16 protein-coding genes and 1 pseudogene are annotated in these 16,809 nt (G+C 53.7%); 12 read left to right on the top strand and 5 right to left on the bottom strand.

Annotation, left to right across the window (positions count from 1 at the left end):
* Positions 1 to 29: 29 nt before the first annotated feature.
* Positions 30 to 434 carry a DUF2251 domain-containing protein gene (locus tag KH389_RS13025; protein ID WP_078480972.1) on the top strand — a complete coding sequence of 135 codons (405 nt, stop codon included), beginning with the start codon at positions 30 to 32 and terminating at the stop codon, positions 432 to 434.
* 206 nt (positions 435 to 640) lie between these two features.
* On the opposite strand, the gene gmtX is transcribed toward KH389_RS13025, so the two are convergent.
* The 5 genes from gmtX to KH389_RS13000 form a co-directional block, all read right to left on the bottom strand.
* Complete coding sequence (gene gmtX / locus KH389_RS13020) at positions 641 to 1,309, bottom strand: gamma-mobile-trio protein GmtX (RefSeq protein WP_213607463.1); 669 nt, start codon at positions 1,307 to 1,309, stop codon at positions 641 to 643.
* Entirely contained in the window at positions 1,284 to 3,875 is a 2,592-nt protein-coding gene (gmtZ, locus tag KH389_RS13015) for a gamma-mobile-trio integrase GmtZ (protein ID WP_213607462.1), read from the bottom strand. The genes gmtX and gmtZ overlap by 26 nt, the downstream gene beginning before the upstream one ends.
* Positions 3,865 to 5,322 (bottom strand): gamma-mobile-trio recombinase GmtY, encoded by a 1,458-nt coding sequence (gene gmtY / locus KH389_RS13010; protein WP_213607461.1) that lies wholly within the window; start codon positions 5,320 to 5,322, stop codon positions 3,865 to 3,867. The genes gmtZ and gmtY overlap by 11 nt, the downstream gene beginning before the upstream one ends.
* 1,802 nt (positions 5,323 to 7,124) lie before the next feature.
* Complete coding sequence (locus tag KH389_RS13005; RefSeq protein ID WP_213607460.1) at positions 7,125 to 8,846, bottom strand: ATP-binding protein; 1,722 nt, start codon at positions 8,844 to 8,846, stop codon at positions 7,125 to 7,127.
* Positions 8,843 to 10,147, bottom strand: coding sequence for an SIR2 family protein (locus KH389_RS13000; protein WP_244988710.1), 1,305 nt, complete (start codon positions 10,145 to 10,147; stop codon positions 8,843 to 8,845). The genes KH389_RS13005 and KH389_RS13000 overlap by 4 nt, the downstream gene beginning before the upstream one ends.
* Before the next feature lie 129 nt (positions 10,148 to 10,276).
* Between KH389_RS13000 and KH389_RS27520 the strand changes: the two genes are divergently transcribed.
* The 11 genes and pseudogenes from KH389_RS27520 (at position 10,277) to KH389_RS12955 (ending at position 16,729) form a co-directional block, all read left to right on the top strand.
* Entirely contained in the window at positions 10,277 to 10,411 is a 135-nt protein-coding gene (locus KH389_RS27520) for a hypothetical protein (RefSeq protein WP_274611464.1), read from the top strand.
* On the top strand, positions 10,411 to 10,929 hold the full coding sequence (locus tag KH389_RS12995) for an amino acid ABC transporter permease (protein WP_213607459.1): 519 nt from the start codon (positions 10,411 to 10,413) through the stop codon (positions 10,927 to 10,929). The genes KH389_RS27520 and KH389_RS12995 overlap by 1 nt, the downstream gene beginning before the upstream one ends.
* 79 nt (positions 10,930 to 11,008) lie before the next feature.
* On the top strand, positions 11,009 to 11,299 hold the full coding sequence (locus KH389_RS12990) for a hypothetical protein (RefSeq protein ID WP_213607458.1): 291 nt from the start codon (positions 11,009 to 11,011) through the stop codon (positions 11,297 to 11,299).
* A gap of 152 nt (positions 11,300 to 11,451) precedes the next feature.
* Positions 11,452 to 11,848, top strand: a pseudogene (locus tag KH389_RS27335) (diguanylate cyclase domain-containing protein); the annotation flags it as partial.
* A complete protein-coding gene (locus KH389_RS12980; RefSeq protein WP_213607457.1) occupies positions 11,845 to 12,060 on the top strand; it encodes a hypothetical protein in 216 nt (71 codons plus the stop codon). The pseudogene KH389_RS27335 and the gene KH389_RS12980, both read left to right, overlap by 4 nt.
* A 45-nt stretch (positions 12,061 to 12,105) precedes the next feature.
* Positions 12,106 to 12,594 (top strand): hypothetical protein, encoded by a 489-nt coding sequence (locus KH389_RS12975; RefSeq protein WP_213607456.1) that lies wholly within the window; start codon positions 12,106 to 12,108, stop codon positions 12,592 to 12,594.
* An 89-nt stretch (positions 12,595 to 12,683) separates the two neighbouring features.
* Positions 12,684 to 12,761 carry a hypothetical protein gene (locus KH389_RS27330; protein ID WP_338053210.1) on the top strand — a complete coding sequence of 26 codons (78 nt, stop codon included), beginning with the start codon at positions 12,684 to 12,686 and terminating at the stop codon, positions 12,759 to 12,761.
* Between the two features lie 85 nt (positions 12,762 to 12,846).
* Entirely contained in the window at positions 12,847 to 13,512 is a 666-nt protein-coding gene (locus KH389_RS12970; protein WP_244988708.1) for a hypothetical protein, read from the top strand.
* 256 nt (positions 13,513 to 13,768) lie between these two features.
* Positions 13,769 to 14,944, top strand: a complete 1,176-nt coding sequence (locus KH389_RS12965) for a hypothetical protein (protein ID WP_213607455.1) — start codon at positions 13,769 to 13,771, stop codon at positions 14,942 to 14,944.
* Positions 14,945 to 15,077: 133 nt separating this feature from the next.
* The gene (locus KH389_RS12960; protein ID WP_213607454.1) at positions 15,078 to 15,971 is read left to right on the top strand and encodes a TIR domain-containing protein; all 894 of its coding nucleotides are present in this window, start codon (positions 15,078 to 15,080) and stop codon (positions 15,969 to 15,971) included.
* Complete coding sequence (locus tag KH389_RS12955) at positions 15,971 to 16,729, top strand: hypothetical protein (RefSeq protein ID WP_213607453.1); 759 nt, start codon at positions 15,971 to 15,973, stop codon at positions 16,727 to 16,729. Before KH389_RS12960 ends, KH389_RS12955 begins: the two co-directional genes overlap by 1 nt.
* Positions 16,730 to 16,809 lie beyond the last annotated feature (80 nt).

Here is a 16,809-nt window from a genome sequence, read left to right as displayed (position 1 = left end):
CTTTTTAATCGGTGACAAGGACCGTTCGCATGCCCATCTACCTCGCAGCAGAGCAGGAACTCATCGTAGGCCAAGCCACTGTAATCGAGGCGCCCGCACAGGAGGGGGCCTTTGTTGTGGTGTTCGAGGACGACGAGGAGACCGGCTACTTCTATGCACTTGACACCACGGCTACCGAGAACCCGATCCAGGATGCGTTGCACATCTACAACGTGGACGAGGTAACTGATCGGCAAAAGCCTTCGACAGTGAAGGTCGGCTGGTCCATGGACCATAGCAAGGCGGTATTGCTGATCAACGATCGCCCTCATGCCGTGTTTGATTTCACGGGCAAGCAGGGCTATTGCCATACGGCATTTCCACCACCTGTGGGTAACGGCTGGTCGGAGCAGGGCCATGAGTGGAATGATGATGCGCTGAAATTGTTTGCCTGATGAGGCAGCAAATTGACCAGAAGGGGGCAGGGTACAGGTAGGCGTGACCAGCTGCTTTCCACATTTCAATATAACTCAACTAAATAGCCAGAGATAGGATCTGCAAAGTGCACTAAGGCACCAAGACCTAGCAATCACGGGCGCTCCAGCCGAGAAGGATGGTTAGTATGTGTACTAACCATCTGTACTATGCCTACTCGCTGAAATCAGTCAAGTGTTTCCGTTTCTTTCAGTATTTTCCTGATCGCAGGCACGTATCCGTGCTTGTAAATTTCCCCTGACTCCCCTTTGACCTGCCCCGCGCTCGTAACCTTCCAGCCTTGCGTATCAAAAAAATCGTCTGAAATCGCTGCACTGAGAGCTGAAATTTCCATCTCACTCAGGACACCTTTGAGTGAAGGCAGCAATTGAACTGATGCTCTGTCTGAAGATATCTGTACCGTATTAGGGCGGCGGTCGATAACAATCGTCTGTTGGGATTTGAGCAAGTTGAGCTCAGCCAGATATCGCCGACGCTCTGCCAGAACTTGCGTGAACACAGCTCGCAGCGCTGGGTCATTGATAAGTCGAACTAGTTCATTGTCGCTTGGTGTGCCCTCTTGCTTCGACTGCCCAGGAAATTTCCTATCCGTGCCCACACTTGCAGCCCAAGCCTCGATTAACTGCCTGAATCGGAAGCCGCCTGTGTTCCGAATCGTTGAGACTGATGGCCCTCCCGCTTCAACAGAGAGCCTGGCGATCGTGGCAATCGAGAAATTGCGGCTCCCCGTTTTTTCGTGTGACTTCAGCACAGCATGAAGAACCGCCAGTGATTTTGCTTGCTGTTTAGTAGCCTGAGCTGAGAGCTCTTCAAATATCAGTTGCGGATCTATCACGGATGGCCTCCCGTAATTGCTTGGACGTAGTTGTTATAAGGTCCCCGAGCTTCGTAACCGACTGCTTTGTAATACGCTCTAATTGCTCCATGGCAGCAGGGAGCAGCCTCAAAGCCTCTCCGGTTTCAAGTAGGTCAGAGACCTCTCGAAAACCTTCCAATTGGTCTCTTGGGGACACGGCCAATGCCATAGACCTCATCATCGCATTTCCTGCTATGAGCTGGAGGCGGTCATCCATTCCCATCAAGACAGGTGCATAGCCGCCTTGCATAAGCAGTCGATTCAGGGCACGTGAGCGCTTTTCGATGGCAGGCGTGGTCCTCAACTCATCAGTCATATCAGCATAGATCTCAGCGTTGTCACAAAGCAGGGATAACTGCCACAGCTCGCTGCTGGTTTCGATGAAGGAAATCGGCTGGTGGATGTCCTCCATGGAACCAACAGCTACTAGCTTGGTGGCCGAATCGTCTGTGTCCCGGCCCTCCTCAATAGTGACAATCCTGCTGATGACCTGGAAGCATGAAACCAGATCTTTCGCATACTCATCAGCTTCTTTGATCTGTTTCTCAAAGCGCCTATCGGCTTGTTGCAGCTCCCTTTGCATGAGGAAAGGTCGTTTCTCCTGCTCAGCGAAGTACCTCTCATCGAGCAAGGCATCGCGCTCCTGTTCAATCTCGACAGCAAGCGATGAAACTAGAGATGCCCGATAACTCAACATGTTTAGGTGAGCCACGAGCGCAGGTAAATAGCGTGCATCCGTGATGAACCACCGACAGCGGACACAATTTTCTAGACCGTGTGGAACGGGACCATAAATACCGCCTTTGCCGCTCGGACCGATAAATTCTCCGCCGTTCCAACATCCACCGATGCTATTCATTTCGTTTGATCGAGCGCTATTTCCGCCAACAAGGCATAAACCTATGTGCCGCTGCTCCCAGCCAAGGGCGTTTCTGTTCACTAACGCGATTTCAATAGCGCCAATATCGTGGAAGGCCGTTTTAGACTGGATTAGACGCATATCTGCATCTTGAAGAAAGACTTTCAGTCCTTCATCCTGTACATCATTTATGCGCTCACTTGCATTGTTCATGACCTTTGAGATCATTGCTGGGCTCGGTTTGGTGTAGTACAGGGTCATGATGATCCTGGAATGACCAGCAATTAGTTTTGAAAGTACTTGGATTGGAACAAGGCCTTCCATGGCGTAGCACGTCAAAAGCGAAACGCGCAGGCTGTGTAGAGGAAAATAAGTCTTGGTCGGAAGTGTATTTGCTCGTGTGTCGATAGGCTGCACTAGAACCAATCTTGAACCATTTGCCAAGGTCTGGCCTCGTGCGGCAATACGACCCTCCAACTCAGAAAGCAATCGATACCAAGGAGAGGCTAGTGAGTAACTTGTAATCGGCTTATCGCGCTCTCCTGGCGTTGCCGTGGGATCCCGAAAGAGGAAGCAAACTGCGCCCATGTCCTTCTTTTGCTCGGCAGTTTTTACAGCTCCTGTGTGCTTTTCCTGTAAATTAGAGCAAGGCGTAGGACCCTCAATAGGATTATATTTTTCTTGCCAATTCCTCAGCCGTTCTAACCAGTATAGAACGTCTTCGTTCTGCCAGGGAATCGTGTAGCCACGCTCACGAGCCTCTTTGTTTTGGTCCGCCGTTTTGTTTGTATTGATATAGAGGCCCGTCATTACCTCGCCTATATCCTGGCTGTGGATACGGCAAAAGACTCCTCGGTTCCATGGATTTTTTTCAAGACCCATTGAGAAACTATGGTGTTGATTAAGAACCCAATTGCCTCGCTCGTACCTCCAAGTGTCTGCTTCTCCAGAATCCAAAAAGCGTACCTGATAAGTTCGGAGCGGCAGGTGAAGCTTTATGAGCAATGCAACGGCTCTAACGGGAGACCAAATTTCGTATCTTTTATTTTTATAGCGCCAGGCACAATCGACATCGGCCCTATCGACGATCGACTCATCGACAGGAAACCAGTCTCCGAAATCGGAGCGTAATTGGCCAGACTGGCATTGAGCCCATTCCCAGTCTCGAAATGTCGACCTAGGTAGAGGACACAATATTTCGCGCAGTTCCCTGATGTAAGAATACGGCAAGGGATTGTGAACGGTCTCCGTGATCAGCGCCTTATGCTTGCGTTTGGCCAGTGGGTTCTTTACTAAGGCAATAGGGACACCATGATCATTAGGCTCGGTATAGCTATCCGTGATGACCCAATCGAGAAACTCAACGATCCAGTTCTGATTCTTCACCGCGACGGTAGGTGTCATGGATGCCTCCAGGAGTGGCCCCAACTCCGGTAGAAGGCTGTTATCGGCGGTCTGAAAGAACAGGTCAGGACTGGCCCCGCCTTGCACTATTGGTAGGTATTGAGCCAGGAACCAATTCATTGCATTTATTTTCACACTTACGGAGCCAGCCTGTGTGACTATCCATCTGGACAAGAGTTGACGCCAGCTTTCCCACGTTTCACCTCGTTCCTGAACAACCCAGCTAAAATTAAGGTCTGACGAACGACCGTCTCTGGAGCCTCGCCGTTTTTTATTTGTCATACTTTCTCCCTCTATACCTTTCGCGTGGCGATTCGATACCCGCTAATAGCGCTGATAAAGTTTCATCCAAAACGTTGACTAAGGGAGCACGTTTTTCTTCATCGGCGCACGCGTTAAGCCTCTCCTCGGCGGACTTGAGTCCAGAAGAGATTTCAGAAATGCTTGGTGTGGTATATACTTTCTGCGATTCTAAAGAGGTATGATGCATCGCCTTTCGGATAATCTCAGGAGAAATTTCGGCCCTGCTCAAGCGCCGTCCATAAGCGTGTCGGTGCCCATGGGTAGATCGACCTTCAGACTTGGAAGCTATTTCGCCGATTCGCGCTAGCGCCCGCTTGTAGTTGCCGTTAAACGCTTGAAGAGTGTAAGGGGCGCCGATGGCGGACTTTTCGTAAGAGACGAAAGCATATGGGTGGTCGCGTTCTACGCGGGCCAAATAACGGATATGAACTTGCCATAGCGCCATGAAAAGGACACTAAAACGTGTGGGAAACCAGTGCAACTGAATGTAATTATCACAGTGGTCGACCAACCTGGTCTTCCATCCAACACGTCTAGTGCCTTGGAGAAGGTTTCGGGCTGTTAGCGCATAATTCTCTCTTAGATATGCTCCACGAGTGGTTGTGCCTCGGCGCCCTCTCCATTTGTTTGGCGCTGCCCCATCTTCTGGGTGGTAGATGCGGACCATGGCCCCACCTTCGATTAGGGGGTGGTCTCCAACATCCATTATCCATAAATGTAGAGTGTCGCTTTCGCGTAGACCTGCACCGTGCATCATGATCAGTATCAGTTGATCCCGTACTGCGCATCTAGGATCAGAAGCCGAGCCGAAACCTTCCATATACATTCTCTGGAACAACCTCTCAGGGAACGCGACCGCATCATTATCGATTTTTCTGAGCGTGGTCCGTCCTCGCACATTGCGAGCCTTCATGACAATATCAGGAAGGGCTTTGCTTTCAATGTGACCTAAAAAGTTATTTATGTTACGGCGGTACCACGCTGCGTAGTTCAGCCGTTGATCGTAGGTGCTCGCCGTGGTCAGAGGGTTCATATTTGGCGTGTTGTATCTGATAGCGACGTAGTCGGTTAAGCCCTCAAGTGCAGAGATGAAACGATTGGATGTTTCCCGGCTAGTTGGAATCCACCCTAGGCCAGAGTCGTCTAGCCCATTGTCGTCTATGGTGCCTGTATAGAGATGGGTAGCAAAAGCTTGAAATAGTTCATGCGGTTCGGAGAAGTAGTGATGATTAGCCTCCATATATTCCAGTAGCAGTTTTGTCGCCTGCGTCACCAATCGCTGCCAAACTGGACTGAGGTGCTGATTGGCTAGCAGGTAGTCAATTAATACCGTAACCGGCCCATTCTCGGTTATAAGTATTGTCATTTCACTCTGAAGCCCGGAGTCGTCGACAACAATCTTGGCGATGGATTGTACAATAGTCATTATTTGACCTCGCAGCCGTCAGGCACAATGATCGACGACGCTAAAGAACAACATCTGTGGGCGCTACAGCTTAAGCCGTAAACTTTGTGTCCTAGTCAAGTTGCGCGAGTGGTGGCGCCTGCCGGCGCCGCACATCAAATAGCGAGGCCGATTATCGTGGGGCACTGGGTGAGTGACGCCAAAATTATCCACCGCCATATATTCTATCTGCACGCTAAAATCATCAGCCTCAAATAAGCGATACAGATGCCTGCTCCAAGTTCGGTCTCTATTAAAATTAAGTGAGGATCGGTGAGCTGGAAAATAGCAGCGAGTGCCAAAGGAGGCAAGAGAATTTTTCTAGCCTAGGGGGCACTATTATGTACAGTATCATTATACTTAGTTGCCGTATTTGTGCGGAACTCTACGGCAGGATATGCGCCAGTGCCGACTGCTTCAAACGCCGCTCCAGCGGGAGCCTTACGAGAGTCGGTTACATTTCTGCTAGCTCCAGAGTTAAATTTTTAGAGTGAACCGCCGCGCCAGGAATAATTCTCGTTTATCAGAATGGCGCGGGCCCATCTTCTATGCCGTTAAAGGTGAGCTCCTGAGGCTGATTCTCGTGTTGCCAGCCAAATAGATAGTGGACCCACCGGTGCTCGCCCTCTTGTCTATCAGCGACTAGAAGCAACGTCCAGCCAGCAGCTAGGAGCTGATTGGCATTGACCTCGCTCTGGGTACTGAACAATCGTGTCGTCTTAGCAATACTCAAGCAATCATCCTCATTCTGTGATCAACCTACGGACGTAGAGATGGGTTGAATCGGATGTAGCTGTTCATACAGGTTGATCGATTGGTGATCAAGACCTCGCGACCTCTGGGGTTACCGTCCATGAGTGGTACCACCTGCTCCAAGAGAGCCGACGCGCTGATCCAGGAGCCGACGAAGCACTATCGCGAGCTGCTCCACCAGGCGTAGGGGCGGCGTGACGCTCATGCCGTCGATGGAGGGACATTGGCAGAGATGCTTGAGCTGGCCGACGACGTATGCCCATGAATCGGCATCTGCCGAGCACTGTATGGGTCGACAGCGGCCACTCACGACCGGCAGCTAACGACCCATTGCGGCCCTTGAACAACCCCATGACGAAGCAGTAACGTTACCGGCAAGGTTGACGAGTAATACTCAGGCAAAAATGTCTTTCAATTCGCATAAGAAAAAGCTGCTGGATGATACTGAGCCACTCTCGCACCGTGCGTCACATGCGCGCTCATGTGCCCTGCTGGTGGCTCAAAAATCAGGATTGACTCGTGATGCTGTAATTGAACTGGTGGCGCGTCAAACTGGCGTCGATCTCCATAGGCCACAGTCTGTTGCCGAACTGCTGACTGCATTAGCATACCTGGAGAAAATACGCCTGGGTCAATAGTGGCCATCCCACTCTGCAGCTCTGCATGCTTAGTCTGAAGCTGTCAGTCGTGAACGGCAGCAGTCGACCCATAGCTGCCGTTCACCCTAACCGCTACCGGCCAGGAGCTAACATCAAGAGGCTACGAATTTAGGGGCGATTCAAACGACCCGAAGCAGATTCCATACCTTGCAATTTGTGGATCTTGGGTCTGCCGGCAGGAAAGCAGTTCTAACTTCCAAGCCGTGAGTCCAACGCCCTGCGCGCTTGCTCAGACTCATCCAATGCTTTGGTTAAGGCATTCATCAAGACAGAAGTAAAAGTCGTTTTGGATGGAGCACTGGGATCGGTGCGCAACTTGTTCATCACCAGGTTGCTCACGATCTGATCAGGGCATGCCCCATACGCATCAGTTCAGTGCCCCGGTGATCCCCAGCTACTCTGGAAGCTTGGCCCATCCGATATGGGAGGTTGGGTTGGTCGACTGATTTGAATCGTAACCGGGATCGGGAAATCCACACCCACCATCGCTACCTCGCCTTGCTTGAGGTTCGGCAGAAATGCTGCAGCGGAGCGATCAATCTCACCGCAGGCTCGTTCAACGACTTCACGGTCACGGTCGTTCGTGAGCCGGTGGACGAGCAGGGTACCCATCTGACTGAGCACGCCTTCGGTTATGTCGCGCGGTCGCTGGGTCGCCAGGCAAATGTTCAGCCCGTATTTTCGACCCTCCTTCGCGATCAGTTCAAAAGCATCCAGATTCTGTAGGTCATCCTCGTTTCCGACGGTTTTGCCCAGAAAGTTATGGGCCTCGTCTAGGATGGTGATTAGCGGCCTTTTCCTGAAGACCTCACCCCGGGCTCGCTGCAGTAGAAGTCTGCCGATAACGTTGGCCACAACCTCACGGGCGTTGAACTCGTATCCAATTGAACTCAAGCAGACCCTGAACAGTTTCTTGTCGCTGTTAATGAAGTTGTCCAGTTGATCTACGAAACTGGGAAGGCCGGCAGCGGGACTGAAGACGCATCCCAGCGACGGCGATTCCATCACGCCGAGGATGCGGGTCATCAGGGATGAGCAGTGTGAGATCTCGTTACTTGCCCCCCCAAAACGCTCTGAGTCGTTGAAAGCGGTCGGGTAGCAACACTCCTGCACCAACTGAGGTACCAGCTTGCGAGGGTTAAATGGCGTTGTTGGATTTCCTACAAGGCTTGCATTGTTGCCTCTGTTCATGGCCTCGCGATAGACCTCTTTCGATTGGTCTACCTTCCAGACGATGTGCTTCGGGAACAGATCAGGTGCGAGATGTACGAGTCGGAGGCTTTTGATCGCCTCCCTCAGCTTAGGGCCTTGGGTTTTGCCCGATGGCTGGAAGAGGGCTATGAAGTCGGACTCGGTGAAGCTCGTCGGCGGAATCGCGACTTCTACAGAGCCTCCAGCCAGGTGGAGAGGGCTGCCAAGGTGGCAATGAACCGTGTCATCGCCAACGAGCGATCGGTATTCGCCCGTGGCATCGATCAGCACGACTTTGGCTGAGAAGCGGCGACACTCCTCGATCAGCTTGGATGTCGTCCAGCTCTTGCCTCCGCCTGTGGAGCCCAGGATTGCGCAGTGCCGTCCGAATATTTTTTCGGGAGTGATGGCAATAGGAAATCCGCCATCCCCGGCAACATGACCAAGACTCAACGCTACCTCAGGTGGCGCACCGTCTACCCCCGTTGAGGTCAACAAAGGGATCTGGGAAATAAATTCTCCGGGGGCGGAGTAGACCCGATCGCCAAGACGTGCGTATGAGCTAACTCCTGCTGTGACTCGCAATGAATGCGGGTTTACGGAGCCCAGAAGGCGTATGAAGCCGATTGCATCGATTTGGCGGCTACCGGCAAAGTCCTGTGAAATCTCCGAGCGATCCCTGTCAGGCAGCGTCACCTCGGTTATGCGCCCTAGCAGCACTGCTTGCTGGCCTTCAACGAGCACAAGCTCGCCGACCTCACCTTTGCCGTAACGGTTGTGGCCCAAGTATTGGCCGCTCACATTCCCGGCATGCGCCAGGTTTGTCTTTACCAGGTGGGCACTCACACTCGAAACCACGCCAATTTTGAGATTGCTGGCCAGAATCCCGTCGAGAGCACTCATGCGTTTTGGCTCCCCAGGCGCCTGACGGCATTCGCCAACTGCTCTGCTGGTGAAGCTGTTCTCAGGTGCGGAATGTGGCTGACCAGATCGCTGAACGAACCACTGACGAAGTGGATGTCCAGGCCACGCTTGGCGAGGTCATGGAATCTGCCCCAATAGTCGCTTGAGCCATGGTGTCCCCGGTTATGCAGGTGCGTGATGCACTGGAAATCGCAGAGTATGAGTTTCAGGCTCGGGTTAGATTGGATGGCTGAGAAGATTGGCTCGGAGAGGTGATCATCGTTGAAGCCAAAGCCCGCCACGATGAGGCAACTGTTGGGCTGACGCAGAAACTCCAGGTAGCGTGACAGAAGCTCTAGGTGAGGCTGCAGGAATGCCTGCTGGTACTTGCCTTTGGCTGGGTAGATGAGGCACGCGTTCGCAGGTGTAGGCGCTGCGTCCTCATAGATGTCTTTTCCCTCTCTGCTCCAACTTACCGATCCATGCAACTTCAGTAGCTGGAACACACCTTCGGCGAACTCATGACCTTCCACCTCTCGCCTGACGATGTCGTAGCTGAAATGCTTTCCATCGAACCGCCGCCTACGCGTATAGGAAAATCCATCAATGGCCATCATCCCGAGGTCAGAGGCTGCTGTCTCGAAGCACATGTCATAGTTTGTGGTAAAGACCTTCAGGCGAGGATCTCGTACTCGTCGTCTCGCCAGCTTCTGCAGCAACTGCCTGTATGCAGAAATTTCGGCGTTCGGGGCCCGCAGGAATGCCGAGCATGCATCCAGGATGACTGCTTTGACCTCGCTGACGAACCCTTCAACGGTCACGTCTTTGTTGAAGGCGAGATAGGCGTCGCACTGAGAAAGGAAGTGCTCGATGTTTGGATTGATTATTTCTTTGTACCGCACCACATCCATCACGCGCGCTGCCGCTTCAGTGGGATCCCCTGAGCCGGGTGTGCACATGGAGCGCTTCCATAGATCCCACATGCTTGGCCCGCCTGGTGCACCAAGCGAAGTCCCACTTCCTGCCAAAAAGCCAAGATTGGGAACTTGCAGTGCCGCAGCGAGCATGTCCGACAGCGCTGTGCGGTTGGAAACGATCCGTGCAGGGTCAGGTGGTGGTGCGCCCTTGAGGACGATATAGGCTTCTTCATTCAAAGGCGCCCAGTCAGATGCCCCTGGTGCCAAGTAGGCCTGAAGGCCCTTGCGGTTGGCATCAAGCTCCACAGGTTTGTCAGCAGGTGGCGGGGGGGCTACGGCATCTTCAGAAGAGGTTGCGGCTGGTGGGGCGCTTTCGTTGGACATCAACACGATCCTTGAAGGTGTGGCGTATCACGATGGCATGCTATGGGCCAGTCGAGTGCGCGTGATGAAACCTGTGGGCAACGCAGTGTTGGCATAATGACATCGGTGCTACGACGCCGGAAGGGCATTATGTCTCGCCTTTATCAAATGCTTTGTGAGCTTGGCTGGCGTGATCCCGCCAAAACGCTGCTCATCCACCGGTTCCCGGTCGGCGCCTATGTCCAGCGCAACCGCGGCACTGAGGCCAAGCTGCTATCCGCGTGATGAGCGTCACCTTCATCGAGTTCGTGCGCGGTGTTCCCCTGATCACCTTACTGTTTACCGCTTCGCTGCTACTCAACTACTTCCTGCCACCCGGTACGTCGTTCGACCTGATCCTGCGGGTCATCATCATGGTGACCATTTTCTCCACCGCCTACATGGCGGAGGTGATCAGAGGCGGGCTGGCAGCGCTGCCACAGGGCCAGACGGAGGCCGCACAGGCGCTTGGCCTGGACTACTGGAAGGCGCAGCGCCTGGTGATCATGCCGCAGGCGTTGAAGATCTCGATCCCGATGATCGTCAGCACGTTCATCGGCTTGTTCAAGGACACAACGCTGGTGGTGTTCATCGGCCTACTCGATCCCATCGCCCTGTCGACGGCCATTCGCGCCAGCACTCAGTGGCAGGGCGTGTACTGGGAGCTGTTCCTGTTCATTGGCGGCATGTTCTTCCTGTTCTGCTTCAGCATGTCGCGTTACTCGATTCACCTTGAGCGCAGGCTCAAGACCGATCACCGTTGAGGAGCCATAACAATGAAAACCGCGCCACTCGACGCCCAGCAGGCGTCCCCCCCAGGAAATCGCTATTCAGATCAGCGGCATGAACAAGTGGTATGGCAACTACCACGCCTTGGCGCGCATGTTTGGCCCGATGGGCGCTTTGCCAACGGCAGAATTCATCAAGGACTGGGCTGCGGATCCGTTCACGGCGGTGGAGGCTGATTGGGCCGGTAACTCACAGCATGCTTCGGCCCCGTCAAATGCCGCAGCATCCGGCCCTTGGGCCGATCATCTGATCGGCGTGGGTAGCGAATGGTCGCTCGAATTTTCGGGCTACCTGGCAGGTGCCATTGATGCAGTAGAGCGCGGGATTGCGTCGTTGGGCGTGTGATATCAACGCTGTATGTTCTCGCGGGTGCTCTCTACGTCGCGTATCAAACAATGGAACACTGAAGAACATCGGTCGCGACACCAGGCCAACTGCCAAACCTACCGTATCGTAAAATCCCTCCTTGCAATAAGACTTGCGGAGGAGGGTGCACCAATTTGGCAGGCGACAAGGCGCCTCGTCAGATAGCCAATGCGATCCGACACTGTTGCTCACGGCTGGATAACCTGCCAGCACGTTCGGGTGGTGACGCGTTTGCCCTCGGACGTCCCAGTACCTCGCCGGAAGGCGCGCGGTTGGTTGCAGAAAAGTTACGCCAGAGCATAATAGTCTTGAAATCGCCCACACCACGCATTATGCAAGCTCGCATCTACACTCCAGCATTGGTTTGGCAATACATACTCCAATCGTCGGCAGCTGATGCCGCCTCCTGGTAGCGCTGCGGACAAAGCATTTTATGAGGCCAATAGAAGTGGACGTAATCAAGTCAGCATATTTTTCGTAGGCTGCTTGCACAGGCGAAGGCCGCTAATCGAGCAGGAGGCCCGATGAGCAACAATGAAGTACTGCTAGATGATCTTGGACAGATAGCCAAGCCCTTACTGGACTCGGCGAAAGCTGCAGGCGCGACCTTGATTGAGGCTGAAGTAGTCAGCGTTACCGACGGGTGCTTTGTGATACTGGATACGCCGGCAATGGCCGCGGCGATTTCGACATATAGACCCTCCCTAATTTTCTACTCCCGGCAGATCTTCGATGCTTGAGTGATAATCGGCAATCAGATCCTGGACTCCGGCGGGAGGGAGAGTTTGCTAGAACGTCAGAATGCTCTTGCGCCAACCATCGCTGAATGCCTTGAAGCACTCCCTAAGGAGTTTAAGGGAAGAGAGGGGCAGGTCCACCGCCTGAGGTACACGTATGCAAGTCAAGGCCTGACCAGGTTCTGTGCATTTAATGCCGACTGGTACGATGATCTGGTCGACTTTCTTGTCGATTTCATTGAAAGGCACGAAGACCGATATCAAATAATAGCAGCGGCCGAAAACGCGAAGCTTGAGTCGCTGTTCAAAACACTGGCTGCCGAGATTGCCAGCGATGAACGCTTCATCAAGACGCGCGGCCTCCGAAAAAGAGGATTGCTAGTGGAATCGGTGTGGGGCTCCCGAATTCCGAAGGATGATCTATCTCGGCTTTCCAAGCTGGCGCAGGGTGAGACCCCCCAAGATTGGAATTTCGTACATGTTGTCCGGCAAGCCAGCGACATTGTGGAGATGCGCCAGCTCACCCAGAGCGACTAGCGCCGCTCCGCCGACGACCTTATGTACGTGTCTGCCCTGATCCTCTGACCGAGGAGGGTGATCTTGTCCTAGATCCTTGGGGGAGCTCGATGACGGCCATGGTCGTAGAGATGCTGAACCGCACTTGGATTGGTGGAGAAAAAGCCCTCGAGTACATCCGCGGCTGATCTGAGCTTCTCGGGGGCGGCCGGGGTTTACCTTAACCCGCAAATCGAGGCTGCATTCGCGCAGAGAACTTGGCCGGAGAGATTAATGGCAATTGTAGTAACGGATCTACCCAAGTACCTCTCATCCTATTCTTGGGGGAGTTCGAACCATGGGCTTTACGGCTACCCGGCAGACGCACCGCCAGACTTCAGGTGGATACGCTCTCTAGAGGAGCGTGGAGCCTGGATTGCTGCAGAGCGAAGAATTGACCTGCCGCCGACCGAATTCCTCCGTGAGGTTATCGCCTGGGGCGGCGGTGGGAGTGTCCGCGCGCGCTTCGAGGCCGAGCTGGGGCAAGTCAACTTGCTCGAGCGCTTCAACGTGGTCCTTCAGAATCTCGACGAGCCCAGCAGGGCAATCGAGGCTGCGCTCGACTTGCCCGGGCTTGGTTTGACCTACGGGACCAAAGTCCTGAGATTCTTGCGGCCGGACATTCATGGCAGCCTGGACGAGCAGATACGCAAGCATCTTGCTGAGTCAGGTGATCTGATGGCGATCCACCACTACTCATGGAAGCGAGGCTATGTGACATTCCAGGCTCGGTGCACAGCCATAGTCGCTGAACTGGATCAACGAGGCATCGAGCGACCCGAATGCGGACTCGCAAGGGGAGCGAGTAGAACCGGCTGGCGGGTCGCTGACGTCGAGATGGCGCTGTTCGCGTGCGCGTTGGAAGCAAACAAGACCAAGCGCACTCGGAAGAAGTCGTGAAGCCACACCCCTGGGCTTTTAAGGCCTGCATTTGGCTCGCGGAGGCAAGCTCAGGGGCTCAGGATTAGCTGAGCAGCACTGCACGCCTAGTGCGGTGCAAAGTACCTGGTTTCTTGTTTAAGTGGTGGGTGGCGCGTGGCGGCAGATGTAGATCAGAACTGGAGGCAGTTCCTACCCTTGAGCTGGTACCGAGCGGATGAGGTTACGCCAGGACTGAGGTAACATCACTATGCCGATTTTTTGAAGGATCAAACGCATGGCCTATAAGATTTCTCGCGAAGCACTACAGGGGCTCTGCAAAATCCTCAACGAGGACCGCCGAGAGAATGCGATCAACAGGACCTCTGCAATTGAGCGTAAGCTCGCCGAGAATGGCTACATCTCCCTCACCGAGCTAGCGGACAAGCTGGGTATGGAAGAGCGGCGCGGAGGCTGCGCAATTGAGTACATCCTGCAAGATCTGATTTCAGCTCTTGACATCCCCACTCTGACCCTGTGCTACCGACCAGAACAGATAGGAGATGAACCATTTCCTTTTGAAGGGTTTAGCGAAATCGGCGTTGCAGACCTGCTAATCCATCTAGAGCACCTTGGACTACAAGTCGACCCAAGCAACCTGGTGCGGAAACTAGTAGGCCAATTAAGCAGTCGTCGTATTCTGACTGAAAGTGAGTTGGCAGTGGTTGAGTATGAGCATCGGCGTTCGAGTAGGAGGATAGTTCTGCAGGTTGAAGGACATTCAGCTGCAGTTGAAATGGAGGCTACCACTCATGCCGACTCTCAGGGGATGCATTTCACAGTAATTTCCTCAGGCGATGGTCCGGTACGCCTCGAGATCCAGGGCTCTAAGTATGAGGCCCCGTTAGAAACGCCCATTGTGGAATGTAGTATCTGTCGGCTCAGCTACGTACAGAATGATCCTGCCGATGAGCGTCGGCACTCCTCTATACATCAAGACCGGATGAGTACGATCAACCCGCAACCAGATCCCCGCGTCATTGCGCTAATGCCCGTGAAGGATGGAAGTCTTCTCGTGGGGCCAGATAGTCCACTATGGATGCACGATGAGGTACTGAAGCGGGCCCGGGCATTTCGCCTTGAATTTGGGTACGACCGAGTGCAGTGGGACGGGAGCGCGGATAACCCAGCATCTCCAGAGTGGCGTGGCCACTTGTTCGTAAGCGATGAGGGCGCTATCGCAGGCGCCTGTGGATTCTATGCGGAGGCCGCAAGCCCCCGGGAGCTGCATTGGATCTGGTTGGCTCCACCATATCGACGAAAGGGACTCTTGAAAGCGGCCTGGCCGTCGCTGACCAAGACCTACGGTGAGTTCGACCTAGAGTGGCCAATCCAAGATGCGATGCTGGAGTTTATCGCTAGACATGGCACGCCGCGGCAGATCGAGCGGCATCGCGCCCCCCGTTCATCCTAATACGGGGCCAAGGATCCGGGTATTTGAGGACTTCACTTTGGCTTGCTCGGATAGCTCTATTCGGCTAAGCAATAGTTGCATTGCAGTCTGTTCGGAGACATCATCTGGCCATCATTAGGCACGGGATGCGGAGATGTTGGAGCGCTTCAAAAATGATCAGGCTGAGCTGATTGAGCAGCTCATGGTGCAGCCGCTCGTCAAACAGGACGCGACGCGTGCTACCTACCTGGCAGAGCATGGTGAACTGAAGGAATTTCAAAGCTCTCAGGAGCTCATCACCCTTGGTGAGCAAACGACAGACGTCTTTTTCTTGTTGACCGGATCGGTGAGAATCAGTATCGGCAAGCACGTGCTGGTCGACTCATTTGAATCAGGGAACTACGTAGGAGAGATCGCCGCCGTACACCCGACGTCTCGCACGAGTACGGTAACGGCTCGCGAAGAGGTTGTGGCAGTGCAACTCTCACGTGAGCATTTCAAAGCTTTCCTTCAGGAGTTCCCAGCAGCATCGCAGGCCTTCGCCTTGGATTTGGCAAAACGGATCGCCATCCGAAATGCCAATGTAGCGAAGCCGCGTGAGAAGCACCGCATTTTCGCTATTTCTTCTGCTGAGGCGCTTCCCGTTGTCGACAGCGGCATACAGCACTTCGAGCATGAGGCTCTCCTGGAATACGCGCCATGGAGCATGCCTCAAATTTTTCATCTCTCCAGTTACCCCATGGATGACCTTGAAGAAGAAATGAGTCGTGCGGATTTCGCTGTGGCCATTGCCAACGATGATGACTTCGTGACGTCTCGTAAGCTGGAGCAGTCCATGCCGCGAGACAATGTTTTGTTCGAGCTTGGGCTTTTCGTAGGGCGCTTTGGTCGCAAACGTACAGTGCTTATGGCGCCGCAAGGAGCTGACGTAAAACTCCCCAGCGACCTCAAAGGCCTAAGCATCATCTACTACCCGAAGAACATGACAGACGCTAAAGAGAAGCAGGTCTGGGACAAAGTTAAACGGCATTTCAGGAAGCTGGTGTGATGGATAACAACCAAAGAGTTCTTGTCCGCAAAGCTGCTGTGGAGGGCCTTGACGAAGCAATCCGCACGTGGCGCAAAGTCGGAATGGTCTTGGAGAGCGCAACCAGATCGTTCGAGGTGTACGCGGGGACTGAGAGCAATATCCCTGGCCATCCATTTGTGCAGAGCGGGGAACCGGAGGTGACGGAGTTCGTTGCCCTCGTTGTTGACATGCGTAACTCCACTGATCGCCTACAGAATCTTCAGAAATTTCCTCCTATCGAGAGTGGGTTCCAGAGGGTCTTCTACGAGACTTCAGCGCTGCTGCCTGCTTTGGCCACCACCGTGCAGTTCAAAGATGGACATGTCACCGAGTACCTTGGTGATGGTGCTCTCATTCTGTTCAAGGTGGATACGAACGATCGGGCTCAAACAGTTCGCGACGCCTATCTGGCCGCTAATGAGTGCGTCACAGAGACCAGGCAGATTGTTAATGAGCTCTTGGCTGAGCGATTCCAGCTACCGAGCCTCTCCATTGGCGCCGGCCTCTCCATCAGTCACGCAATCGTTACCCTTGTAGGCACTTCAGCTTTCAGGCAGCCAAAAGCAATCGGCCAATGCGTCTGGGAAGCTTCCAAGCTGAGCTCTGGCGTGAACACGGTGCGTGTCTCCGACAATCTCAAGGAAGCGTGGCCGAGCTCGCCTGGAGGCGTCCTACGGTTTGAAAGGCTCAACAATTTACCTAAGAAGCTTGTAGGGTTCGAAGTGCGAAAGGGCTAAGCTACGTTGGCAGCTCCTTCACGTGCAGGCCATCCTTCAGATGCCCTGTCTCGGAGCTGTAAAGATGCTTCTCCCATTTT

This window comes from Pseudomonas qingdaonensis (assembly GCF_018398475.1).
In the GTDB taxonomy this organism is placed as follows: Bacteria; Pseudomonadota; Gammaproteobacteria; order Pseudomonadales; family Pseudomonadaceae; genus Aquipseudomonas; species Aquipseudomonas palmensis.
The sequence above is the reverse complement of the archived record's forward strand: the minus strand, read 5'-3'. Positions and strand labels throughout refer to the sequence as shown.

Coding starts and splice junctions, on each gene's coding strand:
- KH389_RS27330 (WP_338053210.1), top strand. CDS start 12,684: ATGACGGCCATGGTCGTAGAGATGCTGAACCGCACTTGGATTGGTGGA.
- KH389_RS13000 (WP_244988710.1), bottom strand. CDS start 10,147: ATGTCCAACGAAAGCGCCCCACCAGCCGCAACCTCTTCTGAAGATGCC.
- gmtZ (WP_213607462.1), bottom strand. CDS start 3,875: ATGACAAATAAAAAACGGCGAGGCTCCAGAGACGGTCGTTCGTCAGAC.
- KH389_RS12995 (WP_213607459.1), top strand. CDS start 10,411: ATGAGCGTCACCTTCATCGAGTTCGTGCGCGGTGTTCCCCTGATCACC.
- KH389_RS13025 (WP_078480972.1), top strand. CDS start 30: ATGCCCATCTACCTCGCAGCAGAGCAGGAACTCATCGTAGGCCAAGCC.
- gmtY (WP_213607461.1), bottom strand. CDS start 5,322: ATGACTATTGTACAATCCATCGCCAAGATTGTTGTCGACGACTCCGGG.
- KH389_RS12970 (WP_244988708.1), top strand. CDS start 12,847: ATGGCAATTGTAGTAACGGATCTACCCAAGTACCTCTCATCCTATTCT.
- KH389_RS12965 (WP_213607455.1), top strand. CDS start 13,769: ATGGCCTATAAGATTTCTCGCGAAGCACTACAGGGGCTCTGCAAAATC.
- KH389_RS12955 (WP_213607453.1), top strand. CDS start 15,971: ATGGATAACAACCAAAGAGTTCTTGTCCGCAAAGCTGCTGTGGAGGGC.
- KH389_RS13005 (WP_213607460.1), bottom strand. CDS start 8,846: ATGAGTGCTCTCGACGGGATTCTGGCCAGCAATCTCAAAATTGGCGTG.
- KH389_RS12960 (WP_213607454.1), top strand. CDS start 15,078: ATGTTGGAGCGCTTCAAAAATGATCAGGCTGAGCTGATTGAGCAGCTC.
- KH389_RS12990 (WP_213607458.1), top strand. CDS start 11,009: ATGAACAAGTGGTATGGCAACTACCACGCCTTGGCGCGCATGTTTGGC.
- KH389_RS12980 (WP_213607457.1), top strand. CDS start 11,845: ATGAGCAACAATGAAGTACTGCTAGATGATCTTGGACAGATAGCCAAG.
- KH389_RS27520 (WP_274611464.1), top strand. CDS start 10,277: ATGTCTCGCCTTTATCAAATGCTTTGTGAGCTTGGCTGGCGTGATCCC.